Raw genomic sequence first — 25,168 nt, 5'->3', positions numbered from 1 at the left:
GCGGTGACGCTGCCGGCCGGCCCGCTGCCCGTCATTCCCCTGGTCGATCTCGGAACCGCGGGGCTCGACCGCCTGGCGCTCGACATGCCGGACAAGGTGCGGCTGCTCTCCGCCGCCGGACGCAGCCTGCTCTCCGCGCCGATGCTCGCCTTGATGGACCGTCGGTCCAAGGCCTGGCTGGCCCGCAACGAGACGCCCTACCGCGCCGAGATCGATGCGATCGCCGCCATCCCCGGGGTCGCCGGCGCCCATGGCCTCAATCTCTCCCCCGAATGGGCCTGCACCAGCGCGAGTGCCGATGGACGGCTGGTGCGGATCCTCGACTGGCCGATCCACGGTCTGGGCGGTGCCATCGTCGTCGCCCGGCACCGGAGCGAGGCCGGCGCCTGGTACAACGTCACCTGGCCGGGTTTCGTCGGCGTGCTGACCGGCATGGCGCCCGGCCGCTTCGCCATCAGCTACAACCAGGCCCCGGTCCGGGCGCGGACCGGGATCTGGCCATTGGACTGGCTGCTGGAGCGTATCCATCTCGGGCCGCGCCGGGCGATCCCCGCCACCCACCTGATCCGCCGCGCCTTCGAGACCTGCAGGACCTATGCCGAGGCATTCCGCCTGCTGAAGCAGACCCCGATCGCCTATACCGGCCTCATCACCCTGGCCGGCCCGGCGGGGGAGGCGGCGATCATCGAGCGGGTCGAGGACCAGGCCATCGTCCACGAAGGTCCGGGGGCGATCCCCAACCATTGGCTCAACCCGCATTGGCGCGGGCACCCGCGCGGCGTCGATAGCCCCGGCCGGCTCTCGCAATGCCGCCTGCTGCTGCCTGGCCTGCGGCATCTCGAGCACGACTTCCGCTGGCTGCAATACCCGATGCTGAACAAGTTCGGCCGGCTCGCCGTGATCGCCGACCTGAAGACAGGCGACCTCGCGGTGATGGGGCTGGAACGCGGTGGCGACCATGCCGTGCCGGGCACGGAATGTTTCAAGATCAACGTGCTGGCGAACTGATCTGCGGCGCTACCTGGAGGCGCAGGTGGCGGTGTAGACCTCGCCCTTGGCCTTGGCATCGACCACCAGCTCGGCGCCGTCGCCCTTCGGCGTGAGGGTCCAGGCCCAGCCGTCGCCATGGGCGCTGATGCCGCCGTCATTTGTGTTGGCGATGAAGACCCGGAAGGTCTCGCCGTCATTGCGCTGGTAGCTGACCCCCGATTTCCCGGCCCGCGCCATGATGGTGGCGGTTTCGCCGTTGGCAAAGGTGCAGACCCAGGTGCCCTTCAGCGTATAGGGCACCGCGGCGGCTTCGGCCCTCCCGATCAACAGCGCGCCAAGGCCCAGCGCCGCCATCCCCAATGCAAAGCCCTTCACCATCGCATTCCCCCGTCCTGGAAAGGTGCCTGACGGGGAAAGAATGCCCAGGCGCACGGGCCGCGGTCAACCGGGGTCGGGGCTGGAGCCTGCAAGTCGAGGGGCAAACTTTATGTTGTGATATCAGTGGGATGTTGTTACTGCGTCGCCCTGGATCTCAGGTATTTTTCGCCCCGATCATGGTTAACCATCACCCGGAGAGGCGCCGAATATGCCGGGCCAACCGCCCGGGAATCGCATTGACACCAGAGCTTTGGCCCGTATATTCCCGGCTTCGATTTGGGTCGCCCCGGAAGAGCGGGTTGGCGGCCCATGTTTTTTGCGCAATCGGCCGCGCCTCACTGGATACGGCAGCGGCGGCTAGAGGACGATAAGTCATGTATGCGGTGATCAAGACCGGCGGCAAGCAGTACAAGGTCGCCAGTGGCGATGTGATCCTGGTCGAGAAGATCGAGGGCGAGGCGGGTGCCAGCATCACCCTGGCCGAGGTGCTCATGATCGGCGACGGCGCCAACATCACCGTCGGCGCGCCGACCGTGAAGGGCGCCAGCGTGGCTGCCGAGATCGTCGGCCAGGAGAAGGCCGACAAGGTCATCATCTTCAAGAAGAACCGCCGCCACAACTACCGCCGCAAGAACGGCCACCGTCAGAAGCTGACGGAGCTGAAGATCACCGGCATCAACGCGGCCTGAGCTCAGATTTAGGAGTACGACGCAATGGCACATAAGAAAGCAGGCGGCAGTTCACGTAACGGCCGCGATTCCGCCGGCCAGCGCCTGGGCGTGAAGAAGTTCGGCGACCAGGTGGTGGTCGCGGGCAACATCCTGGTCCGCCAGCGCGGCACCAAGTTCCACCCCGGCGCCAATGTCGGCATCGGCAAGGACCACACCCTGTTCGCCAAGGCGGATGGCCGGGTGGCCTTCCACACCGGCACCGGCGGCCGCACCACGGTCTCGGTGAAGCCCGAAGCCGCCGCTGCAGCGCGACCGGCGGCGGAGTGAAATCGCCGCGCCGCTAGCCGGCGCAGCCATTCACGACCGCGAGTTTGAGGAAGGGGAATGGCGAAACCGCCGTTCCCCTTTTTCGTTTCTGGATGTTTGACTGATGAAATTCCTCGACGAGGCCAAGATCTTCGTGAAGTCGGGAGACGGCGGCGCCGGCTGCGTCAGCTTCCGGCGCGAGAAGTTCATCGAGTTCGGCGGTCCCGATGGCGGCGATGGCGGCCGGGGCGGGGACATCATCGTCGAGGTGGTGCCCAACCTGAACACCCTCATCGACTATCGCTACCAGCAGCATTTCAAGGCGCGCCGTGGCTATCACGGCAGCGGCGCCAACCGCACCGGGCCGTCCGGACCGACCATCACGCTGAAAGTGCCGGTCGGCACCCAGATCCTGGACGAGGACAAGGAGACCGTTCTCTTCGACCTCACCACGCCGGGCGAGAAGATCGTGCTCTGCAAGGGCGGCGACGGTGGCTTCGGCAACGCGCATTTCAAGACCTCGACCAACCAGGCGCCGCGCCAGCATGGCGAAGGCTGGCCGGGCGAGGAGCGCTGGATCTGGCTGCGCCTCAAGCTGATCGCCGATGCCGGCCTGATCGGCCTGCCCAATGCCGGCAAGTCGACCTTCCTGGCCGCGACCTCCCGCGCCAAGCCGAAGATCGCCGACTATCCCTTCACCACGCTGCACCCGCAGCTCGGCGTCGTGCATGTGAACGAGCGCGAGTTCGTGCTGGCCGATATTCCCGGCCTGATCGAGGGCGCGCATGAAGGGGCCGGTCTCGGCGACCGCTTCCTCGGCCATGTCGAGCGCTGCGGCGTGCTCATCCACCTGATCGACGGCACCCAGGACGACGTCGCCGGCGCCTACAAGACGGTGCGCCACGAGCTCGCCGCCTATGGCGGGGAACTCGCGACCAAGCGGGAGATCGTCGCGCTCAACAAATGCGACGCGCTCACCGAGGAAGACATCGCGGAGAAGGTGAAGAAGCTGGCGCGCGCCGCCAAGATCACCAAGAAGAGCGGAAACAAGGTCTTCGCGATTTCCGGCGCGGCCGGGCAGGGGATCACCGAGCTGCTGCGGAAGGCGCTGGAGATCATCGACGACGAGCGCGAGGCCGCCAAGGCCCGCATCGAGACCGAGGCGATGGAAGAGATCCATACGGCTTAAGAGCCTTGCGTAAGGGGAACGGGGATATGGCGTTGCGTTACATCGACCAGGATGACTACACCGTCGCCGTCGTCGGCGGCGCCAGCGGCATCGGCCTGGAAGCCGCCCGCTTCCTGAACGGCCAGGGCGTGCGCGTCGCCGTGCTCGACCGCAACCAGGACGGCGTCGCCGCCGCCGCCAAGGAGCTCGGCGGCCAAGGGGGCGCCCATGGGTCGATCGGCGTGGCGGTCGACATCACCGACTGGAACGCGACCAAGGCCGCGATCGATTCCGTGGCCGGGCAGCTCGGCAAGATCGACGGGCTGGTGAACTGCGCCGCGATCGTCGGCAAGACCAACCTCAAGACCCACGAAGTCGAGATCGAGAACTTCGACGAGTGCTACCAGATCAACCTGCGCGGCGCCTTCCTGCTCTCGAAGGCGGTTGTGCCGCATATGCTGAAGCGCAAATACGGCCGCATCCTCCACATCGCCTCCATCGCGGGCAAGGAAGGCAATGCCGGCATGCTGGCCTATTCCGCGACCAAGGCCGGGCTGATCGGCCTGGTGAAGGTGATGGGCAAGGACTATGCCGAGACCGGCATCACCGTGAACGGCCTCGCCCCCGCCGTGATCAAGACGCCGATGGTGGCCGCGATGCCGCAGCCCCAGGTCGACTACATGACCGCCAAGATCCCGATGAAGCGCGTCGGCGAATTGCACGAAGCGGCCGAGATGATCGCCTGGATCGTCTCGCCGGCCTGCAGCTTCACCACCGGTTTCACCTTCGACCTCACCGGCGGCCGCGCGGTGTATTGAGGACGATGTGGTGAGACCCGTCGACCCCTCACCGACAGGTTGTGAATCATCCCCCTCTCCCCTTGCGGGAGAGGGCAGGGGTGAGGGGTCGAAGACTCTATCCGAGTGCATGCAATGACCGCCGCCCGCCGCACTTCCCTCGCCACCTCGAAGCGCCTGGTCGTGAAGATCGGCTCCGCGCTGCTGGTCGATGACGAATCCGGCGACATCCGCCGCAAGTGGCTCGAAGCCCTCTGCGACGACGTGGCGGCGCTGCGCAAGACCGGCACCGAGGTCGTCTTGGTCTCCTCCGGCGCCATCGCCGTCGGCCGTCGCCGCCTCGGCCTGGAGACCGGCCAGCTGCGCCTGGAAGAGAAGCAAGCGGCCGCGGCGACCGGGCAGATCCGCCTGGCGCATGCCTATCAGGAGGCGCTGGCGCGCCACGGCATCACCTGCGCCCAGGTGCTGCTGACGTTGGACGACACCGAGGAGCGCCGCCGGCACCTGAACGCGCGCTCGACGTTGCACACCCTGCTGAAGCTCGATGCGGTGCCGGTCATCAACGAGAACGACACCGTCGCCACCTCGGAGATCCGCTTCGGCGACAACGATCGCCTGGCCGCCCGCGTTGCCGCCATGATCAGCGCCGACACGCTCTTCCTGCTCTCGGACATCGACGGCCTCTACACTGCCGATCCCCGCAAGGACAAATCCGCGCAATTCATCCCGGAAGTCTCGGAGATGAATGCCGAGATCGAATCCATGGCCGGCGAGGCGCCCCCGGGTTACAGCTCCGGCGGCATGGTGACCAAGCTCGCCGCAGCGCGGATCGCGATGTCCGCGGGCTGCCGCATGCTGATCGCCAACGGCCGCCAGATGAATCCGCTGCAAGCGGTGGTCGACGGCGCCAAATGCTCCTGGTTCCTGCCCCAGGCCGAGCCGAAGACCGCGCGCAAGCGCTGGATCAGCGGCAGCCTGAAGCCCAGCGGCACCCTCACCGTCGATGCCGGCGCGCTGAATGCGCTGAAGACCGGCCGCAGCCTGCTGCCCGCCGGGATCGTGAAGGTCGAAGGCCGGTTCGAGCGCGGCGATGCCGTGATCGTGGTCGATCTCGCCGGCAACGAGGTGGCGCGTGGCCTCTCGGCCTATAACGCCAAGGATGCCAGGGCCATCATGGGCCATAAGAGCCGCGAAATCGCCGACTTGCTCGGCTATCGCGGCCGTGATGAGATGATTCACCGCGACGATCTGGTGTTGAGCTGATCATGACTCTCGCGCAGACCAAGCCTTCAAGTCTCGAATCGACGATGCGCATGCTCGGCGAGGCGGCGAAATCCGCCGCCGCCGCATTGGCGCTGGCGACGCCGGAATGCAAGACCGCCGGCCTGCACGCGATGGCCAAGGCGATCCGCGGCCAGGCGCCGGCGATCCTTGCCGCCAATGCCGAGGACATGAAGGCCGCCGAGGCGCGCAATCTCTCCGCTGCGCTGCTCGATCGCCTGAAGCTCAACGAGGGCCGCGTCGAAGCCATGGCCCAGGGGCTGGAGGAGATCGCCGCCCAGCCCGATCCGGTCGGCCGCACGCTCGCCGAATGGACCCGGCCCAACGGCTTGAAGATTTCGCGGGTCTCGGTGCCGCTGGGCGTCATCGGCATCATCTATGAGAGCCGCCCCAACGTCGCCGCCGATGCCGGCGGGCTCTGCTTGAAGTCCGGCAATGCCGCGATCCTGCGCGGCGGCTCGGAAAGCGCCAAGTCCTCCGCCGTGATCGTGGCCGCGCTGCAAGCCGGCCTGAAGGCCGCCGGCCTGCCGGAAGCCGCGATCCAATCGGTGCCGACCACCGATCGCGAGGCGGTCGGCATCATGCTGCGGATGGACGACTGCATCGACCTCATCATCCCGCGCGGCGGGCGGAGCCTGATCGAGCGCGTCGCCGCCGAAAGCCGCATCCCGGTGCTGAAGCATCTGGACGGCCTCTGCCACACCTATGTCCATGCCAAGGCCGATCCCGCCAAGGCCCGCGCGATTGTGCTCAATGCCAAGATGCGTCGGACCGGTGTCTGCGGCGCCACCGAAACCCTGCTGATCGACAAGGCCGCGCTGCCCTTTGCCGAGCCGATCATCGCCGACCTGGTCGAGGCCGGCTGCGAAGTCCGCGGCGACGACGAAGCCTTGAAGCTGCACGACAAGGTAAAGATGGCGACCACCAAGGACTGGGACACCGAATATCTCGACGCCATCATCGCGGTCCGCGTCGTCGACGGCATGGCCGAGGCGATGGAGCACATCAACACCCACGGCTCGCACCACACCGAGGCGATCATCACCGAGGACGCGGCGGCGGCGGAGAGTTTCCTGCGCGAGGTCGATGCCGGGATCGTGCTGGTCAACGCCTCGACCCAGTTCGCCGACGGCGGCGAGTTCGGCATGGGCGCGGAGATCGGCATCTCCACCGGCAAGCTGCATGCCCGCGGCCCGGTCGGCGCCGAGCAGCTCACCAGCTACAAGTATCTCGTCCGCGGCAACGGCCAAGTGCGGCCGTGACGCCTAGCTCGTCGGAAAGACCCGTCGACCCCTCACCCCAACCCTCTCCCTCAAGGGGAGAGGGGGATGGTACACAACCTTTCTCCGCTCGGATGCATCGGCGCGCTAGCGCCCCACTAGAGTCCCCTCGCCCCTTGCGGGAGAGGGCCAGGGTGAGGGGTCGAAGACTCCCGCCGTCTTTCAAGCCGCTGCCAGCAGCAAACTGACCCTCCATGCACCACCGCCCGCACCGCCGCATCGGCATTCTCGGCGGCTCCTTCAATCCCGCCCACCAGGGCCATCGCGAGATCAGCCTCGCCGCCCTCCAGCTCCTGGCACTGGACGAGGTCTGGTGGATGGTCTCGCCGCAGAATCCGCTCAAGCCCGTGGACGGGATGGCGCCGCTGGCCGCCCGAGTCGACGCGGCGCAGAAGGTGGCCCGGCATCCGAAGATCCGCGTCACCGACATCGAGGCCAGGCTCGGCACGAGGTTCACCGCCGACACGCTCCGAAAGCTCTGCGAGACGCAGCGGGACTGTCGTTTCGTCTGGTTGATGGGGGCCGATAACCTCGCCCAGATCGCACACTGGAAGGACTGGACACAGATATTTCACCTCCTGCCAATTGCGGTTTTCGACCGTCCTACCTATACTTATAGGGCGATGGCCGCCCAGGCGGCCCGGCGTTTCCAGGCCTTCAGGCGCCCGGAACAGGCGGCAGGAAGGCTGGCGATCACGCCGCCACCTGCCTGGACGTTCATCCACCATCGGCTGAATCCGATCTCGGCCACCGAGATCCGCAAGAAGCGGAAAGCGGCGGCCAAGCCGGGTGTTTAAACAGCGTCGCGGGAAGCCGGTGCCGCGACTTGAGGAGAGCGAAACATTACCCAAAAGAAGCCGGCGGTCCGCAAGCGCGCGGCCGCTAAGAATTCGGCAGAGCGTGCACCTTCCGATCTGCTGAAAATCGTCGAGAAGTCCTTGGATGCCGACAAGGCCGAGGACATCATCTCCATCGACCTCGCGGGCAAATCCTCGATCGCGGATTTCATGGTGATCGCCACCGGCCGGAGCAATCGGCAGCTGGCTTCCATGGCCCAGCACCTGGACGAGAAACTCACCAAGTCCGGCATCAAGAAAGTCAGCATCGAAGGGCTGACGCAGGGCGAATGGGTCCTGCTCGATGGCGGCGACGTGATCGTCCATCTGTTCAAGCCGGAGATCCGGCGCTTCTACAATCTGGAAAAGATGTGGGGCGTCGAGATGCCGGAACCGGAGCCGATGATCGCCGTCGGCTGAGGCCGGGTTGATCTAACGGCTCTGCAGGGCGTGCTGCGGCATTGCAGCGCGCTGATGGGAGGGTTGACGTTTTGGCGGGAGCCTCGGCGGGTCCCGGAAGGCCATACTCGTGGTCTGGATTACCGCCTCAGGACCGTCACCGTGCCGTTCAGCGCCGGGGCCATGCTGGCCTTCACCGCCGCCGCTTTCTTCTCCATGAAAGCCATCTTCGTGAAGCTCGCCTATCTCGGGCAGACCGGGGCCGGGCTGCCGACCGACGCCGTGACCGTGCTGGCGCTGCGCATGCTGTTCTCGCTGCCGATCCTGCTGATCGCGGCGTTCTGGTCCTCGCGGAAGCACCACCACCGGCTGACCCGCAAGGACTGGCTCGCCGTGCTGTTCCTCGGCATCGTCGGCTACTATCTCTCGAGCCTGCTGGACTTCATGGGCCTGCAATACATCACCGCCGGGCTCGAGCGGCTGATCCTGTTCCTCTATCCGACCGTTGTCGCGATCATCTCCTTCTTCGTCTTCAAGAAGCCGATCGGGCGCACCGGCGTCGTGGCGCTGGTGCTCTCCTATATCGGCATCGCGCTCGCCAGCGTGCATGACGTGGAGACCAGCGGCGACGCGCATGCCGTGCTGATCGGCGGCGGGTTGATCTTCGCCTGCACCATCACCTACGCGATCTACTTGGTCGGGCAGGGCGAGGTCGTCGGCCGCATCGGCGCGACGCGCTTTGCAGCGCTCGCGACCACGGTCGCCGCCGCCTGCGTGCTGATCCAGTTCGCGATCCAGAACCCCGTCGCCCAGATCGCCACTCAGCCCTGGCCGGTCTATCTGCATTCGGGCCTCATGGCCCTGGTCTCCACCATCCTGCCGATCTTCATGACCGCCAAGGCGATCCAGATGATCGGCGCCGCCAAGGTCTCGCTGATCGGCGCGGTCGGCCCGGTCGCCACCATCTTCTTCGGCTGGCTGCTGTTGAACGAGGACGTCTCGATCCAGCAGATGATCGGCGCCGCCCTGGTCCTCGCCGGTGTGATCCTGGTCGCACGGAAGCCCGCGCCAAAGCCGGCACCTGTCGCGGCAGCTCCGGCCGCGGCGGCGGGGGAGTAAGTCTGCTCCGCCTCAAGAAGCGGCAAGGCCCTCACCCTGTCCCTCTCCCTACGGGCGAGGGAACGCTGCTGCACGAGCCTTCCCACAATCCCCCTCTCCCGTAGGGAGAGGGCTGGTGGTGAGGGCCTTGACGCTGCGTGAGGCCTACCAGGCCTAGGCACTGGCCACCGGAATCCCCTGGAAAACCCCCGGAAAACCGCTACATTCCGCGCGAATTTTGACAGACAGAAACATGAACAACCTCGCTCCCCTGCTGGCAAGGGAAGTGGCCCGGCGCCGCACCTTCGCCATCATCGCCCACCCCGACGCGGGCAAGACCACGCTGACCGAGAAGCTGCTGCTGTTCGGCGGCGCCATTCAGCTGGCCGGCGCCGTGAAGGCGCGCGGCGAGCAGCGGCGCGCGCGTTCGGATTGGATGAAGGTCGAGCGCGAGCGCGGCATTTCAGTGACCGCCTCGGTGATGACCTTCGAGCATGAAGGCGAGATCTTCAACCTGCTCGACACGCCGGGCCACGAGGATTTCAGCGAAGACACCTACCGCACCCTGACTGCGGTCGATTCCGCGGTCATGGTGATTGACGCCGCCAAGGGCATCGAGAGCCAGACCCGGAAGCTGTTCGAGGCCTGCCGGCTGCGCGACGTGCCGATCATCACCTTCATCAACAAGATGGACCGCGAGAGCCGCGATCCCTTCGACCTGTTGTCGGAAATCGAGCAGACCCTGGCGCTGGACGTGACGCCGGCTTCCTGGCCGATCGGCATGGGCAAGACCTTCCGCGGCTGCTACGACCTGATGAAGGACCGCCTGGTGCTGTTCGAGCGCGGCACCACCCAGGAACAGACCGGCCAGGAGATCAAGGGCCTCGACGACCCGAAGCTCGATGCCATGCTGAAGCCCGACGAGGTCGCGCGATTGCGCGAGGAAGTCGAGATGGCCCGCGGGCTGATGAAGCCGTTCGACCTGCAGTCCTACCGCGAGGGCCATCTCTCGCCGGTCTATTTCGGCTCCGCGGTCAACAATTTCGGCGTCGGCGAATTGTTGCGCGGCCTGGGCGAATCCGCCCCGTCACCGCGGCCGCAGCCCACCACCGGCCGCAAGGTCGAGCCGATGGAGGACAAGGTCTCCGGCTTCGTCTTCAAGATCCAGGCCAACATGGACCCGAAGCACCGCGACCGCATCGCCTTCGTGCGGCTCTGCTCCGGCCATTTCGAGCGCGGCATGAAGCTGACCCATGTCCGCTCGGGGAAGCAGATCAACGTGCACAATGCCGTGCTGTTCCTGGCCCGCGACCGCGAGATCGCCGAGGAGGCTTATGCCGGCGACATCATCGGCCTGCCCAATCACGGCAACCTCAGGATCGGCGACTCCTTGAGCGAGGGAGAGCCGCTGCAATTCACCGGCATCCCGAGCTTCGCGCCGGAGCATCTGCAGAGCGTCCGCGCCGACGACCCGCTGCGCGCCAAGCATCTCGGCAAGGCGCTGGAGCAGCTGGCGGAGGAGGGTGCGGCGCGCGTGCTGCGGCCGCAGATCGGCACCGAATGGATCGTCGGCGTGGTCGGCGCGCTGCAGTTCGAGATTCTCGCCGACCGCATCAAGAACGAGTACGGCTTGCCGGTGAAATTCGAGCCGGTCGGACTTTACGCCGCGCGCTGGGTCGAGAGCGACGATCCCACCAAGCTGAAGGCCTTCCTGGACGAGACCCGCGCCAGCATCGCCCACGACCACAACGGCGATCCGGTGTTCCTCGCGCGCAACGCCTGGCATCTCGACCGCGCGGCGCAGGACCACCCGGCGATCAAGTTCCTGAAGACCAAGGAACAGCCGCACTGAAACAGTGCGCATGATTTGTGATCGAGAATTCGGATTCCGCGGCGGACTTAACCGGCGCCATCGGGTATAATCAGCGCCGCTGTTTTCACATCGTGAAGAGAAGCGGATGCGGGTCCGCTGCGGAGTGAGCCCGCCGGCTGCATGTACAGTGCATGTACGGAATCGAATGTGGCGCCGTAACGAGGCGGGCAAATACCCTCTTGGCCAAAGGCGCGAAGCGCTTTCGGCCCCGCCGAAACCGTCGTTCGTACATGCAGATCCAGCGGCTCAGAGCGCCAGCTTCATCCAGGGCAGGGTGAGCGTCGCGGTGGTGCCGCGGCCTTTGGCACTGACGATGTCGAGCGTGCCGCCATGGAGTTCGACCAGTGATTTGACCAGGGTCAGGCCGATGCCGGTACCCTTGCGCTGCCGGGCCAGCTCGCTATCGACCTGGCCGAAGGGCTGGATCGCCTTTTGCAGTTCCTCGGGCGTCATGCCAATGCCGTTATCCGCGACCGAGATCGCGACGCCGTCGGTCAACTTGCGGAAGCTCAAGGTCACGACGCCGCCGGCCGGGGTGAACTTCACCGCATTGGACAGGAGGTTGATGATCATCTGCTTGGCAGCGCGCGGGTCGGCATGGATCTCGGTGCAATCCGGCGCGATCTCGACCTTGACCACGACCGAGCCGTCCCGCGCCATGCCGATCACCATGGTGCGGCAGGCTTCGGCGAGCGATGTGGTTTCGAGCGGCTGGATGGAAAGCTCCATCTTGCCGGCCTCGATCTTCGACATGTCGAGCACGTCGTTGATCAGCGAGAGCAGCAATTCGCCGCTGTTGTGGATGAGCTCGACATATTCGCGGTAGCGCTCCGGCTCGACCGGACCGAACAGGCCGGCGCGCATGATGTCGGCAAAACCGATGATGCCGTTCAACGGCGTGCGCAGCTCATGGCTCATATGCGCGAGGAAGCGCGACTTCGCGCGGTTGCTGTCTTCGGCCGCGATCTGGGCCTCGCGCAGCTCCTCGGCGACGGCGGTGAGCGCGGCGTTCTTGCGCATCAGCTCGTCGCGCGCCCGCTTCATCGCCGTGACGTTGAGCCCGATCGAGAGGAACTCCGGCAGCTCGCCGGCGCGGGTCGGCAGCGCGACGTCGACCCAGCGGTACCAGCGCTGCGATCCGTCGGGCCGGGTCTTGGCGATCTCGTTGGTGTTGACGATGGCGCGGCCCTTGGATTCGATGACCGCGCGGCGCACGATCTCCAGCTCCGCCGGCGGCAGCCAGTCCGCGAAGCTGTGGCCGATGATCTCGGAAACCTTGCGGCCGTGAAACTCGGCGTAGCTCTCCGAGCATTCGAGGATCGTGAGGTCGGCGCGATAGCGCAGCATCATGTCCTCCCCGACATCCGCGCCCGGCGTGCCGGTCAAGGACTGCGGGCGGAGATCGATGAGCAGGAGCTGGATGCTCTCGCCGTCCGGCTGCGGCATCAGCACCAGGCGGCTCGGTATCGCACCCTGCGGCAGCGTCACCGCGAGATCGACTTCCAGCACCTCGCCCCTGGCCAAGCAGGCGCGCGCGGCGTCGCGCAGGATCAGGGCATCGGCGCCGAGGACCTCGGCGACCGGCTGGCCGACGATCTCGGCCTGCGGCTTCCGGAACAAGGCGCCCAGCGCTTTCGAGGCGGAAAGCAGGCGTGGCGTGCCGTCTCGCTCCAATCTCAATTGGCAGCGTGGTGAATCGCGATAGGGCGGCTCGGCGGAATCCGCTTTTGCCGCCAGGGCCTGTGCGCTGCCGGTCATTGCGTCATTCTGGCTGATAATCTGTTAAGAAGCGGTTTTCATTCTTATTACGGTTATTTTTCAAACAGTTAGGGGTGGCGACTCGCGCCGGAGAAAGCGGATGCCGGGGGCGGCGGGCTTTGCTAGGTTCGCCCGCCTCTGGACCCGGAAGCTTGAGAGAATGACAATTCTGGTCACCGGCGTCGCCGGCTTCATCGGATTTCACGTCGCCAACGCGCTGCTCGACCGCGGCGAGGCGGTGCTGGGGATCGACAACCTCAACAAATATTACGACCCGAAGCTGAAGGCCGGGCGGCTGGCGCTGCTCGAGCAGCGCCGGGGCTTCCGCTTTGTCTTCGCCGATATCGGCAGGTTCCAGGCGCTGGAAGCCGCTGCACATAATGATATGCAGAAGATCGACCGCATCGTGCACTTGGCGGCCCAGGCCGGGGTGCGGCACTCGATCGAGCATCCGCAGGACTACCTGCAGTCCAACTATGCCGGCCATCTCAACATCCTGGAGCTGGCGCGGCGCATCCCGCAGCTGAAGCACCTGGTCTATGCCAGCTCGAGCTCGGTCTATGGCGGCTCGACCGCGATCCCCTTCGCGCTCGACAACCCGGTCGACCAGCCGACCTCGCTCTATGCCGCCAGCAAGCGGGCCAACGAGCTGGCCAGCATCGCCTATGCGAGCCTCTACCGGATCCCGCAGACCGGCTTGCGCTTCTTCACGGTCTACGGGCCCTGGGGCCGGCCCGACATGGCCTATTACCGCTTCACCGCCGATGCGCTCGAAGGCAAGGCGGCGCCGGTCTATGGCGACGGCTCGCAGCGCCGCGACTTCACCTATGTGGACGACATCGTCGCCGGCGTGATCGCGGCGCTCGACCGGCCGCCGAGCTCGAACGCCGCGCCGCACCGGCTGTTCAATCTCGGTAACGACCAGCCGAACACGCTCAACCGGCTGATCGAACTGGTCGAGCGGGCCTGCGGGAAGAAGCTGCAGCGCGACGTGAAGCCGGTGCAGCCGGCTGACGTGCCGGCGACCTGGGCGGACATCTCGGCCAGCCGCCGCGACCTCGACTTCGCGCCGCGGACGCCGCTGGAGGAGGGGATTCCGCGCTTCGTGGCCTGGTATCGCGACTTCGCGAAGCTCTAACCCTTCGGCCGCCCCGGCACCCAGCAATAGCCGTCGGGATCGAGAATGTAGGCCTCGCGCAGGCCGTGCGGCTTGTCGGTCGCTTCCTGCAGCACGTGATGCCCATGGGCGACCGCGCGCTTGACCGCTTCATCCGGATCGCAGTCATAAAGCCGGATCTCCATCCCGAGGCCGCGCACCGCGGAATCCTCCAGCAAGGGCAGCAGCGGGTTGGCATGATAGGTGCCGTCGGCATGCAGCATCCACTCGGCGGCGGTGCGGCCCTTGGTGTAGCGCAAGACGGCGAAATCCTTGTCGGCGACGGCGACCGTCGCCCCCAGCACATCCTTGCCGAACGCCACCGAGCGGGCCACGTCGCGGACCAGCAAGTTTATCCCTAACCCCTTGAGCGAGCGGCCATAATCCTCGGCGCTCATGAACGTTTCGTCGGCATTCCCCATGTGCACCCTCCCCGGTGGCGCGCTAGACTACCGCCCATGTCGATTCGCCTGCTACCGCCCAACCTGGTCAACCAGATCGCCGCCGGCGAGGTCGTCGAGCGGCCGGCTTCGGTCGTGAAGGAACTGGTGGAGAATGCGCTCGATGCCGGCGCGCAAAGGATCGACATCACCTTGCGCGACGGCGGCCGGGCGCTGATCGCGGTCGCCGACGACGGCCATGGCATGGGTCGGGAGGAGCTGGCGCTTGCCGTCGAGCGGCACGCGACCTCGAAGCTGCCGGGCGACGACCTGGTCCATATCAACCAGTTCGGTTTCCGCGGCGAGGCCTTGCCGGCGATCGGCGCGGTCGGGCGCCTGGCGATCACCACCCGCCAGCATGGTGCCGAGCACGGCTGGCGCCTCTCGGTCGAAGGCGGCGAGAAATCGCCGATCGCACCGGCGCCGACCAATCCCGGCACGCGGGTCGAGCTGCGCGACCTCTTCTATGCCGTGCCGGCGCGGCTGAAGTTCCTGAAATCGGCGCGCTCCGAATTGAACGCGGTCACCGAGATCGTCGAGCGCCTCGCCATGGCGCATCCCGAGGTCGCCTTCTCCTTGAGCGACGACGAGCGCAACATCCTGCGTTTCCACGCCGAGACCACCGACCTCATCGCCGAGGCCGAGGGCGCGCGGCTGAAGCGGCTCTCCGCGGTGATGGGCCGCGACTTCGCGGAAAATGCGGCGCCGGTCGAGGCGATCCGCGACGGCCATCGCATCACCGGCTTTGCGGGCTTGCCGACGCTGAACCGCGCCACCGCCTCGATGCAGTATCTCTTCGTCAACGGCCGGCCGGTCAAGGACCGCCTGCTGGTGGGTGCGATCCGCGGCGCCTATCAGGATTTCCTGGCCCGCGACCGCCATCCGCTGGCGGTGCTGTTCGTCGATTGCGCGCCGGAGGATGTCGACGTCAACGTCCACCCGGCGAAAGCAGAGGTGCGCTTCCGCGACGCGGCGCTGGTGCGGGGCTTGATCGTCGGCGGCATCCGCCATGCGCTGACCGGCGCCGGCCATCGCGCCTCGACCACGGTGGCTGCGGCCACCCTGCAGGGTTTCAGCGCGCCGCCGCTGCCGAGCTACCAGGCCATGCCGCTGCGTGGTCCCTCGGTCGCGCATCTCGCGGCGCAGGCGGTCGCGGCCTTCGCGCCGCTGGATCCGGAACTGGCGCGGCCCTCGGTGCGGGCCGAAGCCGCGCCGGAGACGACGGCCTTGCGCGACTATCCGCTGGGCGTCGCCCGGGCGCAGCTGCACGGCACCTACATCGTCGCGCAGACCGCCGACGGCATCGTCATCGTCGACCAGCATGCCGCCCATGAGCGCCTGGTCTATGAGCGGATGAAGGAGGCGCTGGCCGCCACCGGCATCGCCCGCCAGGCGCTGCTGATTCCGGAAGTGGTGGAGTTGGATCAGCCCGCTGCCGAACGGCTGCTCTCGCGCGCAGCGGAACTGGAAGAGCTCGGCATGGTGATCGAGAGCTTCGGCCCGGCGACGGTGGTGGTGCGCGAGGTGCCGGCTTTGCTCGGCGCCACCGACGTGCACGGTCTGCTGCGCGATCTCGCCGACGAGCTCGCCGAGTTCGACACCGCTTTGAGCCTCAAGGAACGGCTGGAGCATGTCTGCGGCACCATGGCCTGCCACGGCTCGGTGCGCGCCGGGCGCCAGCTCAACCAGGCCGAGATGGATGCGCTGTTGCGCCAGATGGAAGCGACGCCGCATTCCGGCCAGTGCAACCACGGCCGCCCGACCTATGTCGAGCTGAAGCTGGCGGATATCGAACGCCTCTTCGGCCGGCGGTGAGCCACGGCTTGTGCCGCCTCTCAGGCAGCGCGCAGCAGCACGAACCGCGCCTTTCCGTATTCGCGATCGTCCAGCACTTCGAAGCCTTCCGCCGTGAACGCGTCCTTGCGATGCATCTCCGCGACCAGCAGGGCTTCCGGCGCGAGCCACCCTGCCTCGCGCAAAGCCGCCAGCGCGGGAACGAGCAGATCTTTGCCATAGGGCGGATCGAGGAAGACGAGCGAGGCCGGTCCCCAATTCGCCGCAACGCGCGGCGGCTTTCGCGCATCGGCGATGAAAAGCTGTGCCCGCGGCTGTTCCTTGCAGGCGGCGATGTTCTTCTTGATCGCCTCGGCAGCGTTGCGGTCGCTTTCGATGAAGCTCGCGCGTTCGGCGCCGCGCGACAAAGCCTCCAGCCCCATGGCGCCGGAGCCGGCGAAGACGTCGAGCACCTTGGCGCCGCGCACAGCATCGTAGGTGTTCATCAGGATGTTGAACACCGCCTGGCGCGCGCGATCCGCGGTGGGGCGGGTGTCCAAACCGTCCTGCGAGACGAGCTTGACGCCCCTATGGCTTCCGGCGTCGATCCGCATCGGGCTTTCGCGCCGGCGTCGGCTTCGCGGCGACCTGGGGCTTCGGCTTGTCCTTCGGCGTCTCGATGCCGAGCTGGTCCTTCAGCACCTTGCCTTTGACTTCTTCCACCGCGCCGGTCTCGAGATTGCCGAGCTGGAACGGGCCGTAGGAGATGCGGATCAGGCGGCTGACCGCCCAGCCGAAATGGCCGCAGAGCTTGCGGATCTCGCGGTTCTTGCCTTCGGTCAGCGCCATGGTCAGCCAGGCATTGTCGCCCTGCTGCCGGTCGAGGCTGGCCTGTACCGAGCCGTAGCGGATGCCTTCGACGGTGATGCCCTTGCGCAATTCGTTGAGATGCGCGACCTCGACCTTGCCGTTAACGCGCACGCGGTAGCGCCGCACCCAGCCGGTCGTCGGCAACTCGAGGCGCCGCGCCAGCTCGCCGTCATTGGTGAGCAGCAACAGGCCTTCGGAATTGAGATCGAGCCGGCCGATCGAGACCACTCGCGGCAATTCCTTCGGCAGGCTCTCGAACACGGTCGGCCGGCCCTGCGGGTCCTTCGCGGTGGTCAGCAGCCCGCGCGGCTTGTTGTAGCGCCAGAGCCGGATCTTCTCCTTGTCGGGGAGCGGTTTGCCGTCGACGCGGATATCGTCGCGCGCGGTGACGTTTAGCGCGGGCGAGGTGATCTTCTGGCCGTTGACCTTCACCCGGCCGTCGGCGATCCAGGCTTCGGCCTCGCGGCGCGAGCACAAGCCGGCGCGCGCCATCACCTTGGCGATGCGGTCGCCTTCAGGCGTCGTGCTCATTTCGGCGAAGCGGCGGCGATCAGAGCCTGGAACAGCTTCTTGTCCGCGGCGCCGATCCGGAACTCGGGATGCCATTGCACGCCGATGCAGAAGGGCAGGCGCGGGTCCTCGATGCCTTCGATGACACCGTCGGCGGCGACCGCGTTCACGACCACGCCCGGCCCGACCGACTTCACCGCTTGGTGATGCGCGGAGTTGACCTTGATCTCGGCCTCGCCGCTGATCTTGTGCAGCAGCGAGCCCGGCGTTACTTTCACCGCATGGCCCGGCGTGTGGCGCGGGTTCGGCTGCTCGTGGAGCAGGGAATCCGTCACCTCGTCCTCGATATGCTGGATCAGGGTGCCGCCGAGGATCACGTTCAGGAGCTGCTCGCCGCCGCAGATGCCGAGCACCGGCTTCTTGCGCGCCAGCATCGCCTTAGTGACACCCAATTCGAAATTGGTGCGGTTCGGCTTCAGGGTCACGGTCGCGTGCTTGGCATCGGCGCCGAACATGGCGGGATCGACGTCGAAGGCGCCGCCGGTCACCACCAGCGCGTCCAGCCGGTCGGCGTAGGAGTCGATGGCGTCCAGCGCATGCGGCAGCCCGACCGGCATGCCGCCGGCCTCGGCGATGGCATCGGCATAGTTGGCCCTGAGGCCGTAGCGGGCGGACCGGGCGATGCCTTCGCTCTCGTCGGAATCCAGGGTCAGGCCGATAAGCGGTTGATTCATGATAGCTCCTCTGCGCGGCAAGCTAGAGCAAGGGCCGGTTTCGGACAAGGCGGCTTGACCGGGCGGGCCTGCGCGGCTGAACTGCCAGCCATGAGTATTTTCGACCCCGGGCGGCATGCAATCGACTACATGGACCTCGCCTTCCGCCAGGCGGAGGCGGCCCGCGACCGTGGCGAGGTGCCGATCGGGGCGGTCCTGGTCGACCCCGGCTCCGGCGAGGTGCTGGCCGCCGACCACAACCGGGTCGAGGAGCTGCACGACCCGACCGCCCATGCCGAGATGCTGGTGATCCGCGCGGTCGCCACGGGGCGCAAGGAAAAGCGCCTGCCCTTCGCCGATCTTTACGTGACCCTCGAGCCCTGCCCGATGTGCGCGACGGCGATCTCCTTCGCCCGGTTGCGCCGCCTGCATTTCGCCGCCGGCGATCCCAAGGGCGGCGGCGTCGAGCACAGCGCCAAGGTCTACACCCAGCCGACCTGCCACCACCGGCCCGAAGTCATCGGCGGCGCTGGTGCGGAGCGGAGCGCCGAACTGCTGCGGGCGTTCTTCCGCGAGAGGCGGTAGTCGGAGAGACCCGTCGACCCCTCACCCCAGCCCTCTCCCGCAAGGGGAGAGGGGGATTCTTATCGCTGCTGGGCGTGACGGAGTCTTGAGGGCTGGCGCATCAGCGTTCCCTCTCCCCTTGCGGGAGAGGAACAGGGTGGGGGGTCGAAGATTCTCGCCGACGAAGATCGCGATCAGATCGGCAGCTTGTCGCGGAGCTGATAGTAGAAGATCGAGGGCGCCAGGAACCACGGGTTGCCGGAATAGAGCGGCCGGGTCGGGAAGGGGATGTTGTCGAGCGGGGTCTTGCCTTCCGCCTTGCCCAGCAACTGCTGGCCGATCCGCATGCCGAAATAGGTCGCAAGGCTGATGCCGGAGCCGCAATAGCCCATGGCATAGTAGAGCCCGTCCTGCTTGCCGATATGCGGCAGGGTGTCGAAGGTATAGGCGACATAGCCCATCCAGCTGTGCGTCACCTTCACGGAGGCGAGTTCCGGGAAGATCGCGCGCATCCAGGCATGGAGCCGCGGCGCGCTGACCCGCGGGTCGTTCTCCATATAGGCGACGCGGCCGCCGAACAGCATGCTGCGCTGGTCGGGCGAGAGCCGGTAGTAGAAGACCAGCTTGCGGCTGTCGCTCAAGACCCGGTCCTTGGGGATCAGCTTCAGCATCTCTTCCTTCGGCCGGTTCTCGGTCGCGATGATGTAGCTGCCGATCGGGATCACCCGACGCCGCTGCCAGGGGGTGATCGGGCTGGTATAGCCATTGGTCGCGACCACGACATCGCGGGCGGCGACCTTGCCCTTCGCGGTGGTTACGACGAAGCCCGAACTGTCGCGCTCGAGGCCGGTGGCGGGGCAGTGGTCGATGACCGTGACGCCGGCGGCCTTGGCGAGGCGCATCAGTTCCAGGTGATATTTCGCGGGATGCAGCGACTGGTGCTTTGGGTAGACCCGGCCGCCGTAATAATAGTCGCTGCCGATCTCGCGGCGCTGCTCGGAGGCCGGCACCATCTCCATCGGGACTTCCAGTCCCTTAGGTTGGGACTTCGCGTCCGCGGCCAGCGCTTCGTATTGCTTGGGGTTATGCGCGGCGTGGAAGCGGCCGACCTGGCGCCAGTCGCAGTCGAGCTTCTCGCTGGCAATGAGATCGGCGATGTAGTCGAGGGCGGTGATGCCCTCCTTGCGGATGCCGAAGCCGATTTCCTGGTTGTAGCGGCCCGAAAGCGTGCCGAGATCCGGCTTGATGCTGGTGGAGATCTGGCCGCCGTTGCGGCTGGAGCAGCCGAAGCCCGCATCCTTGGCGTCGATCACCAGGGTGCTGCGTCCCGCCTTGGCGGTCTCGCGCGCGGCCATCAGGCCGGTATAGCCGGAACCGATCACCAGGACATCGACCTTGGCCGGCAGCGGATCGGTGGCGGGGGCGGGGCGGGGGGCGTCGTCCCACCAATAGGGCTGGTCGCGGTAATCGGCGGCGAAAACGTCTGCGGTCACGATGGACTTGTCCCCTCTTGAATCGGCGGGCCATCATGCCGGGCGGCTTTCAGCGCGTCCAGGGATTGGGGCCAGGAAACGGGATTGCAAGGTCATGCCGAACGGCTTCCGCATCCGGCCCTATTGCGCGGCCGACCTCCCGGACCTGCGGCGCATGGTTCTGGGTCTGCAGCTTGCCGAATGCGCCATGGAGTCGAGCCGCGCGCATTGGGCCGACGGCGGCGCTGCTTATGCCGCCTGGCTGCTCGATGAAATCGCCGCCAATTCCGGCGCGGCCTTCCTGGCGGAGGCCCCGGACGGCGCCGCAATCGGCATGGTGACCTGCTGGCGCGCCGAGGATCCAACCGACATCACGGTCACGCCGGCGGCGCGGGCGCATCTCTACATCTCAGACATCTTCGTCGTCGAGTCCTGGCGCGGCCGTGATGTGGCGGGCGCGCTGCTGGCCGCCGCCGAGGCACATGGCCGCGGCCTGGGGCTGGCGCAGATGACGATCGGTTTACTCGCGGTTAACCACGCCGCGCGGCGTGCCTATGAAAAGTCCGGCTTCGAGGACTATGAGATCTATCTGCGAAAGCGGCTGTGAGCGCCGGGAGATCCCGGCCGCGACCGGGTGCCGCATCTCCATCTTCTTGCGCCGCGGTTACTAAAAAGCAGGAATCTCTGACTATCAATGACCCCGGACAACCGGAGCCTGGGCATGGAAAAGCGAAAGATCTTCTGCGACAAGATTCACGGCGTGCTGGATTACGGCGTGGTTGTCATCTTCGCCACGGCACCAGGCCAGATCGGGATCACGGGCCTGAGCGCCGCCTTATGCTACGCCCTCGCCGCCGCCCAGCTGGTCATGACGCTTTGCAGCGACATGCCGCTCGGCCTGAAGAAGATCATCCCGATGCGGATCCACGGCCTGGTCGAGCTCACGGTCAGCCTGGCGCTGATCGCCATCGGCTGGATCCTGCCGAGTCTGTTCGCCAGCGGCCAGCTCTTCTTCACCCTGATGGGCGCCATCATCTTCTTCGTCTGGGTGTCGTCAGATTACGGCGACCAGCAGCTCCCGGCCAGCGCCTGACATACCCGGCCTAGCGCAGGCGGGTACCCTGATGGAACACCATCTGCCAGCGCCCCTCGCGAAGCGCCCAGATTGAACTGCGCAGGCTGGTGACGGTCGACCTCTCGGTCGGATCATGCCGAACGACGCGATAGGTGACCAACTGCACATCACCGGCCAATCGGCGGACCGACCAGTCGCTGGTTCGACGTTCATAGGCATGGCCGTCGCGCGCTTCCTCCGCTAGCAGCTCCATCGCTTCGGGTTTGCCGAACACGTCGCCGCTGGCGCCGATCTCCTGGAAGTCCTCCGCCAAAAGATCGTCGATCAGACGCGGCGAGGCACGTCCTTCCGGAGAGAGCAGCTGCTCTTCGAGACAACGCAGGTGCCTTGGGAGATCGAGCTCGCCGCTCATTGACGCCCAACGGCGCGCCAGCCGATATCGCGGCGGCAGAATCCACCCGGCCAGTCCACCAGATCGACCGCGCGATAGGCGCGCGCCTGCGCTTCCCCGAATGACTTTGCCGTCGCCGCGACGCCGAGCACGCGGCCGCCCGCTGCTTCGATCTCGCCCTGCGGGTTCTTCCGGGTACCCGCGTGGAAGATGGTGACGCCGTCGACCTTCGCGGCGGCGTCGAGATTGCGAATTACCGTGCCGGTCTGAGGCTTCTCCGGATAGCCTTTGGCCGCCAGCACCACAACCAGCGCCGTCTCGTCGGACCAGCGCAGATCGATGTCCTGCAGATTGCCGTCGCGTGCCGCCATCAGCGCCGGCAGCAGGTCCGACTTCATCCTGAGCATGATGGGCTGGGTTTCAGGATCGCCGAAGCGGACATTGAACTCGATCAGCTTTGGGCCGTCCTTGGTGACCATGATGCCGGCGAAGAGCACGCCCTTGAACGGCTTGCCCTCGGCTGCCATGCCGGCGACGGTCGGGCGGATGATCCGGTCGAGGATCGCCGCCTCGATCTCCTTCGTTGCCACCGGCGCCGGCGAATAGGCGCCCATGCCGCCGGTGTTGGGGCCGGTATCGCCGTCGCCGACCCGCTTGTGATCCTGAGCCGAGACCAGCGGCAGGACGTGCTTGCCGTCGGTCAGGGCGAAGTAGCTGAGCTCCTCGCCGTCGAGAAACTCCTCGACCACGATCTCGGCGGAGGCGCTGCCGAATTTCTTCTCCGTCAGCATGGCGTCGATCTCGGCAGCGGCTTCGGCCTGGCTGGCGCAGATGATGACGCCCTTGCCCGACGCGAGGCCGTCCGCCTTCAGCACGATCGGCGGGGTGAAGGTCCCGGCGAAAGCTATCGCCGCCGCCGGATCGGTGAAGCGGGCATAGCGCGCGGTCGGGATCCGGTACTTCGCAGCGATGTCCTTCATGAAGCCCTTGGAGCCTTCGAGCGCGGCCGCCTGGGCGCTTGGGCCGAATGTGGCGATACCCTCGGCTTCGAGGCGGTCGGCGAGGCCCTTCACCAGCGGACCTTCCGGTCCCACCACCACGAAGTCGATGGCCTGCCGCTTGGCAAAGCCGACCAGGCCTTCGATATCCTCGGCGCCGATCGCGACGCATTCCGCATCGGCGGCGATCCCGGCATTCCCCGGCGCGCAATAGAGCTTGTCGCAGAGCGGAGAGGCAGCGATCTTCCAGCAGAGCGCATGTTCCCGTCCGCCCGACCCGACCACCAGAATCCGCATCTCGCCTCGCCTCTAGAATCGCTGCTCTCAGAAGGTGGCGGAGGGATACCATATGTCCGCCGGAAGTGACAAAATAAGCCGATGAGCGACACCGATTCTCTGGCCAATCCCCGGCAGCAGCCGGGCCACAACCTGGGCGAAATCACGGTCAGCGAGCTGGCTGGGGCGATCAAGCGGACCCTGGAGGGCAGCTTCGACCGGGTCCGCGTCCGTGGCGAGATTTCCGGCTTCAAGCGTGCGGCCTCCGGCCATCTCTACATGATGCTGAAGGACGAGAATGCCGGAATCAAAGCCGTCTGCTGGCGCATGACCGCCGGCCGGCTCGGCATGGCGCCCGAGGACGGGATGGAGGTGATCGTCACCGGCCGCATCACCTCCTATGCCGAGCGCTCGGAATACCAGCTGGTGATCGAGCGGATCGAATTGGCCGGTGTCGGCGCGCTGCTGAAGATGATCGAGGAGCGGCGCAAGAAGCTCGCCGCCGAAGGGCTGTTCGAGCCCGGCCGCAAGCGCAAGCTCCCCGTCCTTCCGGCGGTGATCGGTGTCGTCACCTCGCCGACCGGCGCGGTGATCCGCGACATCCTGCATCGGATCGCCGACCGCTTCCCGCGCCGGGTGCTGGTTTGGCCGGTCCTGGTGCAGGGCGAGGATGCCGCGCGCCAGGTCGCGGCCGCCATCCGGGGCTTCAATGCACTGGAGCCCGGCGGCGCGGTGCCGCGGCCCGACCTGCTGATCGTGGCGCGCGGCGGCGGCAGCATCGAGGACCTGATGCCTTTCAACGAGGAAATTGTGGTGCGCGCCGCTGCGGAGAGCGGCATCCCGCTGATCTCCGCCGTAGGCCATGAGACCGACACCACCCTGATCGACTTCGCATCCGATCGCCGCGCGCCGACGCCGACCGCTGCCGCGGAGATGGCGGTGCCGGTGCGCGGCGATCTGCTGAATGAGACCGGACATTGCGGGCAGCGGCTGTTTGCCGCGCTGGCGCGATCGATGAACGAATGGCGGCTGACCGTCGAGGGGCTGGGCCGCGGCCTGCCGGATCCGGTGCGCCTGCTCCAGGAGCGGACGCAGCAACTCGACCAATGCGCCGAGCGCTGGCTGCATCTGCCACAGACCCTGTTCGCGCGGCGCCGCGACCTCGTCGCCAATCTCGGCGCGCGGCTGAAGACGCCGGCCGAGCAGATCGCCGCGGCGGGTGCCGCGCTCAATCTCGAGGCGGTGCACTTGAAGACCGCGATCCGTCACGCGGTCGAGCGGCAGGATCGTGCGCTCGAACGCGTGGGTGCCGGATTCGCGCCGCGCCTGATCACCGGGTTGATCGAGCGCCAGACCCATGCGCTGGAATCGCTGGGGCGCCTGCTCGAATCCTATTCATACGACCAGGTGCTGAAACGCGGCTTTGCCCTGGTCCGAAACGCGGCGGGCGAGCCGGTGCTGGCCGCGGCCGGAGTCCCGGCCGGGGAACGCTTGCGGCTGCAATTCCACGATGGCGAAGTCGGGGCAACCGCGGCCGGAACGCCGGTATCTGCTCCCAAACGCGGGTCGCCCCCGAGCAAAACCAAACCGGATCAAGGCTCTTTGCTCTAACATTTGCGGTTTCCGGAACCATTTTTCGGACCTAGGGTTGGCGAATCGGGGAGATTCGCATGCCGACCACAAACCATCCCGCGCCGCGCATCCTTGTCGTCGAGGATGATTATTTCGTGGCGAGCGACCTCGAGGGTGGGTTGCGGGACGCCGGGCTCGAGGTGGTCGGCCCGGTGCCCACCGCCGAGGAGGCCCTGGCCCTCGCCAGATCGGAGCGGCCGCTGCTCGCGGTGATGGACATCCGGCTGGCGGGCGCCAAGGACGGGATCGACGCCGCGCTCGAGCTTTACCGCGAGCTCGGCATCCGCTGCATCTTCGCTAGTGCCCATGTCGAGCCGCCCTATCGCCAGCGCGCCGCCGCGGCCTCGCCGCTCGGCTGGGTGCAGAAGCCCTACACGATCGATACGGTGGTGGAGACCGTGAAGAGGGCGCTGCCGGAGGTGAAGCAGAGCCTCGCTTGACGGCATTCCGCGCTGGCCCATAC

At 66.8% G+C, this 25,168-nt stretch carries 27 protein-coding genes; 18 read left to right on the top strand and 9 right to left on the bottom strand.

Annotated elements, in window-relative coordinates:
* The first annotated feature begins 3 nt into the window (after positions 1–3).
* Positions 4–1,008, top strand: coding sequence for a C45 family peptidase (locus tag ACYQ4T_RS08985; RefSeq protein ID WP_459852766.1), 1,005 nt, complete (start codon positions 4–6; stop codon positions 1,006–1,008).
* Between the two features lie 9 nt (positions 1,009–1,017).
* Here the strand turns inward: ACYQ4T_RS08985 and ACYQ4T_RS08980 are convergent, their stop codons facing one another.
* Complete coding sequence (locus tag ACYQ4T_RS08980; RefSeq protein WP_459852764.1) at positions 1,018–1,368, bottom strand: hypothetical protein; 351 nt, start codon at positions 1,366–1,368, stop codon at positions 1,018–1,020.
* Between the two features lie 374 nt (positions 1,369–1,742).
* On the opposite strand from ACYQ4T_RS08980, the gene rplU reads away from it, so the two are divergent.
* From rplU to ACYQ4T_RS08930, 10 genes are all read left to right on the top strand, one after another.
* On the top strand, positions 1,743–2,057 hold the full coding sequence (rplU, locus tag ACYQ4T_RS08975) for a 50S ribosomal protein L21 (protein ID WP_459852762.1): 315 nt from the start codon (positions 1,743–1,745) through the stop codon (positions 2,055–2,057).
* A gap of 24 nt (positions 2,058–2,081) precedes the next feature.
* Positions 2,082–2,366: a 50S ribosomal protein L27 gene (gene rpmA / locus ACYQ4T_RS08970; protein WP_459852759.1), complete on the top strand. Its 285-nt coding sequence runs from the start codon at positions 2,082–2,084 to the stop codon at positions 2,364–2,366.
* Between the two features lie 103 nt (positions 2,367–2,469).
* A complete protein-coding gene (obgE, locus tag ACYQ4T_RS08965; RefSeq protein ID WP_459852756.1) occupies positions 2,470–3,534 on the top strand; it encodes a GTPase ObgE in 1,065 nt (354 codons plus the stop codon).
* 26 nt (positions 3,535–3,560) lie between these two features.
* Positions 3,561–4,331, top strand: coding sequence for an SDR family NAD(P)-dependent oxidoreductase (locus ACYQ4T_RS08960; protein WP_459852754.1), 771 nt, complete (start codon positions 3,561–3,563; stop codon positions 4,329–4,331).
* Between the two features lie 114 nt (positions 4,332–4,445).
* On the top strand, positions 4,446–5,573 hold the full coding sequence (proB, locus tag ACYQ4T_RS08955; RefSeq protein WP_459852752.1) for a glutamate 5-kinase: 1,128 nt from the start codon (positions 4,446–4,448) through the stop codon (positions 5,571–5,573).
* Entirely contained in the window at positions 5,573–6,853 is a 1,281-nt protein-coding gene (locus ACYQ4T_RS08950) for a glutamate-5-semialdehyde dehydrogenase (RefSeq protein ID WP_459855161.1), read from the top strand. The genes proB and ACYQ4T_RS08950 overlap by 1 nt, the downstream gene beginning before the upstream one ends.
* 212 nt (positions 6,854–7,065) lie before the next feature.
* Positions 7,066–7,668: a nicotinate-nucleotide adenylyltransferase gene (locus ACYQ4T_RS08945; protein WP_459852749.1), complete on the top strand. Its 603-nt coding sequence runs from the start codon at positions 7,066–7,068 to the stop codon at positions 7,666–7,668.
* Between the two features lie 117 nt (positions 7,669–7,785).
* Positions 7,786–8,127: a ribosome silencing factor gene (rsfS, locus tag ACYQ4T_RS08940; protein WP_459855159.1), complete on the top strand. Its 342-nt coding sequence runs from the start codon at positions 7,786–7,788 to the stop codon at positions 8,125–8,127.
* Between the two features lie 141 nt (positions 8,128–8,268).
* Positions 8,269–9,225 (top strand): DMT family transporter, encoded by a 957-nt coding sequence (locus ACYQ4T_RS08935; protein ID WP_459852745.1) that lies wholly within the window; start codon positions 8,269–8,271, stop codon positions 9,223–9,225.
* A 232-nt stretch (positions 9,226–9,457) separates the two neighbouring features.
* Entirely contained in the window at positions 9,458–11,056 is a 1,599-nt protein-coding gene (locus ACYQ4T_RS08930) for a peptide chain release factor 3 (RefSeq protein WP_459852742.1), read from the top strand.
* Positions 11,057–11,323: 267 nt separating this feature from the next.
* Here the strand turns inward: ACYQ4T_RS08930 and ACYQ4T_RS08925 are convergent, their stop codons facing one another.
* Complete coding sequence (locus tag ACYQ4T_RS08925) at positions 11,324–12,835, bottom strand: PAS domain-containing sensor histidine kinase (protein WP_459852739.1); 1,512 nt, start codon at positions 12,833–12,835, stop codon at positions 11,324–11,326.
* 160 nt (positions 12,836–12,995) lie between these two features.
* Here ACYQ4T_RS08925 and ACYQ4T_RS08920 point away from each other — a divergent pair, with 160 nt between their 5' ends.
* Positions 12,996–13,973 (top strand): NAD-dependent epimerase/dehydratase family protein, encoded by a 978-nt coding sequence (locus tag ACYQ4T_RS08920; protein WP_459852736.1) that lies wholly within the window; start codon positions 12,996–12,998, stop codon positions 13,971–13,973.
* Here ACYQ4T_RS08920 and ACYQ4T_RS08915 read toward each other — a convergent pair.
* Positions 13,970–14,389, bottom strand: coding sequence for a VOC family protein (locus ACYQ4T_RS08915; protein ID WP_459852734.1), 420 nt, complete (start codon positions 14,387–14,389; stop codon positions 13,970–13,972). The two genes, ACYQ4T_RS08920 and ACYQ4T_RS08915, sit on opposite strands and share 4 nt — an antisense overlap.
* A gap of 60 nt (positions 14,390–14,449) precedes the next feature.
* Here ACYQ4T_RS08915 and mutL point away from each other — a divergent pair, with 60 nt between their 5' ends.
* The gene (gene mutL / locus ACYQ4T_RS08910; protein ID WP_459852732.1) at positions 14,450–16,246 is read left to right on the top strand and encodes a DNA mismatch repair endonuclease MutL; all 1,797 of its coding nucleotides are present in this window, start codon (positions 14,450–14,452) and stop codon (positions 16,244–16,246) included.
* Between the two features lie 20 nt (positions 16,247–16,266).
* Here mutL and rsmD read toward each other — a convergent pair whose 3' ends face one another.
* Genes rsmD through ACYQ4T_RS08895 form a run of 3 tightly spaced genes read right to left on the bottom strand, consistent with a single transcriptional unit; the run spans position 16,267 to position 18,318 of the window.
* Complete coding sequence (rsmD, locus tag ACYQ4T_RS08905; protein WP_459852730.1) at positions 16,267–16,818, bottom strand: 16S rRNA (guanine(966)-N(2))-methyltransferase RsmD; 552 nt, start codon at positions 16,816–16,818, stop codon at positions 16,267–16,269.
* Entirely contained in the window at positions 16,793–17,605 is an 813-nt protein-coding gene (locus tag ACYQ4T_RS08900; protein WP_459852728.1) for a pseudouridine synthase, read from the bottom strand. Before ACYQ4T_RS08900 ends, rsmD begins: the two co-directional genes overlap by 26 nt.
* The gene (locus ACYQ4T_RS08895) at positions 17,602–18,318 is read right to left on the bottom strand and encodes a gamma-glutamyl-gamma-aminobutyrate hydrolase family protein (RefSeq protein WP_459852725.1); all 717 of its coding nucleotides are present in this window, start codon (positions 18,316–18,318) and stop codon (positions 17,602–17,604) included. The genes ACYQ4T_RS08900 and ACYQ4T_RS08895 overlap by 4 nt, the downstream gene beginning before the upstream one ends.
* Before the next feature lie 90 nt (positions 18,319–18,408).
* On the opposite strand from ACYQ4T_RS08895, the gene ACYQ4T_RS08890 reads away from it, so the two are divergent.
* The gene (locus ACYQ4T_RS08890; RefSeq protein WP_459852722.1) at positions 18,409–18,882 is read left to right on the top strand and encodes a nucleoside deaminase; all 474 of its coding nucleotides are present in this window, start codon (positions 18,409–18,411) and stop codon (positions 18,880–18,882) included.
* Positions 18,883–19,055: 173 nt separating this feature from the next.
* On the opposite strand, the gene ACYQ4T_RS08885 is transcribed toward ACYQ4T_RS08890, so the two are convergent.
* Entirely contained in the window at positions 19,056–20,354 is a 1,299-nt protein-coding gene (locus ACYQ4T_RS08885) for an NAD(P)/FAD-dependent oxidoreductase (protein WP_459852719.1), read from the bottom strand.
* Between the two features lie 94 nt (positions 20,355–20,448).
* Between ACYQ4T_RS08885 and ACYQ4T_RS08880 the strand changes: the two genes are divergently transcribed.
* Together ACYQ4T_RS08880 and ACYQ4T_RS08875 are read left to right on the top strand one after the other, a co-directional pair.
* Positions 20,449–20,940 (top strand): GNAT family N-acetyltransferase, encoded by a 492-nt coding sequence (locus ACYQ4T_RS08880; protein WP_459852716.1) that lies wholly within the window; start codon positions 20,449–20,451, stop codon positions 20,938–20,940.
* A gap of 114 nt (positions 20,941–21,054) precedes the next feature.
* Positions 21,055–21,426, top strand: a complete 372-nt coding sequence (locus ACYQ4T_RS08875; protein ID WP_459852713.1) for a hypothetical protein — start codon at positions 21,055–21,057, stop codon at positions 21,424–21,426.
* Between the two features lie 10 nt (positions 21,427–21,436).
* Here the strand turns inward: ACYQ4T_RS08875 and ACYQ4T_RS08870 are convergent, their stop codons facing one another.
* Both ACYQ4T_RS08870 and purD read right to left on the bottom strand, forming a co-directional pair.
* On the bottom strand, positions 21,437–21,820 hold the full coding sequence (locus ACYQ4T_RS08870; protein ID WP_459852711.1) for a nuclear transport factor 2 family protein: 384 nt from the start codon (positions 21,818–21,820) through the stop codon (positions 21,437–21,439).
* Entirely contained in the window at positions 21,817–23,094 is a 1,278-nt protein-coding gene (purD, locus tag ACYQ4T_RS08865) for a phosphoribosylamine--glycine ligase (RefSeq protein ID WP_459852709.1), read from the bottom strand. Before purD ends, ACYQ4T_RS08870 begins: the two co-directional genes overlap by 4 nt.
* A gap of 81 nt (positions 23,095–23,175) precedes the next feature.
* Between purD and xseA the strand changes: the two genes are divergently transcribed.
* Together xseA and ACYQ4T_RS08855 are read left to right on the top strand one after the other, a co-directional pair.
* Positions 23,176–24,684 (top strand): exodeoxyribonuclease VII large subunit, encoded by a 1,509-nt coding sequence (xseA, locus tag ACYQ4T_RS08860; protein ID WP_459852707.1) that lies wholly within the window; start codon positions 23,176–23,178, stop codon positions 24,682–24,684.
* Between the two features lie 59 nt (positions 24,685–24,743).
* On the top strand, positions 24,744–25,145 hold the full coding sequence (locus ACYQ4T_RS08855; RefSeq protein WP_459852705.1) for a response regulator: 402 nt from the start codon (positions 24,744–24,746) through the stop codon (positions 25,143–25,145).
* Positions 25,146–25,168 lie beyond the last annotated feature (23 nt).

Source organism: Dongia sp. agr-C8, assembly GCF_054658695.1.
The sequence above is the reverse complement of the archived record's forward strand: the minus strand, read 5'-3'. Positions and strand labels throughout refer to the sequence as shown.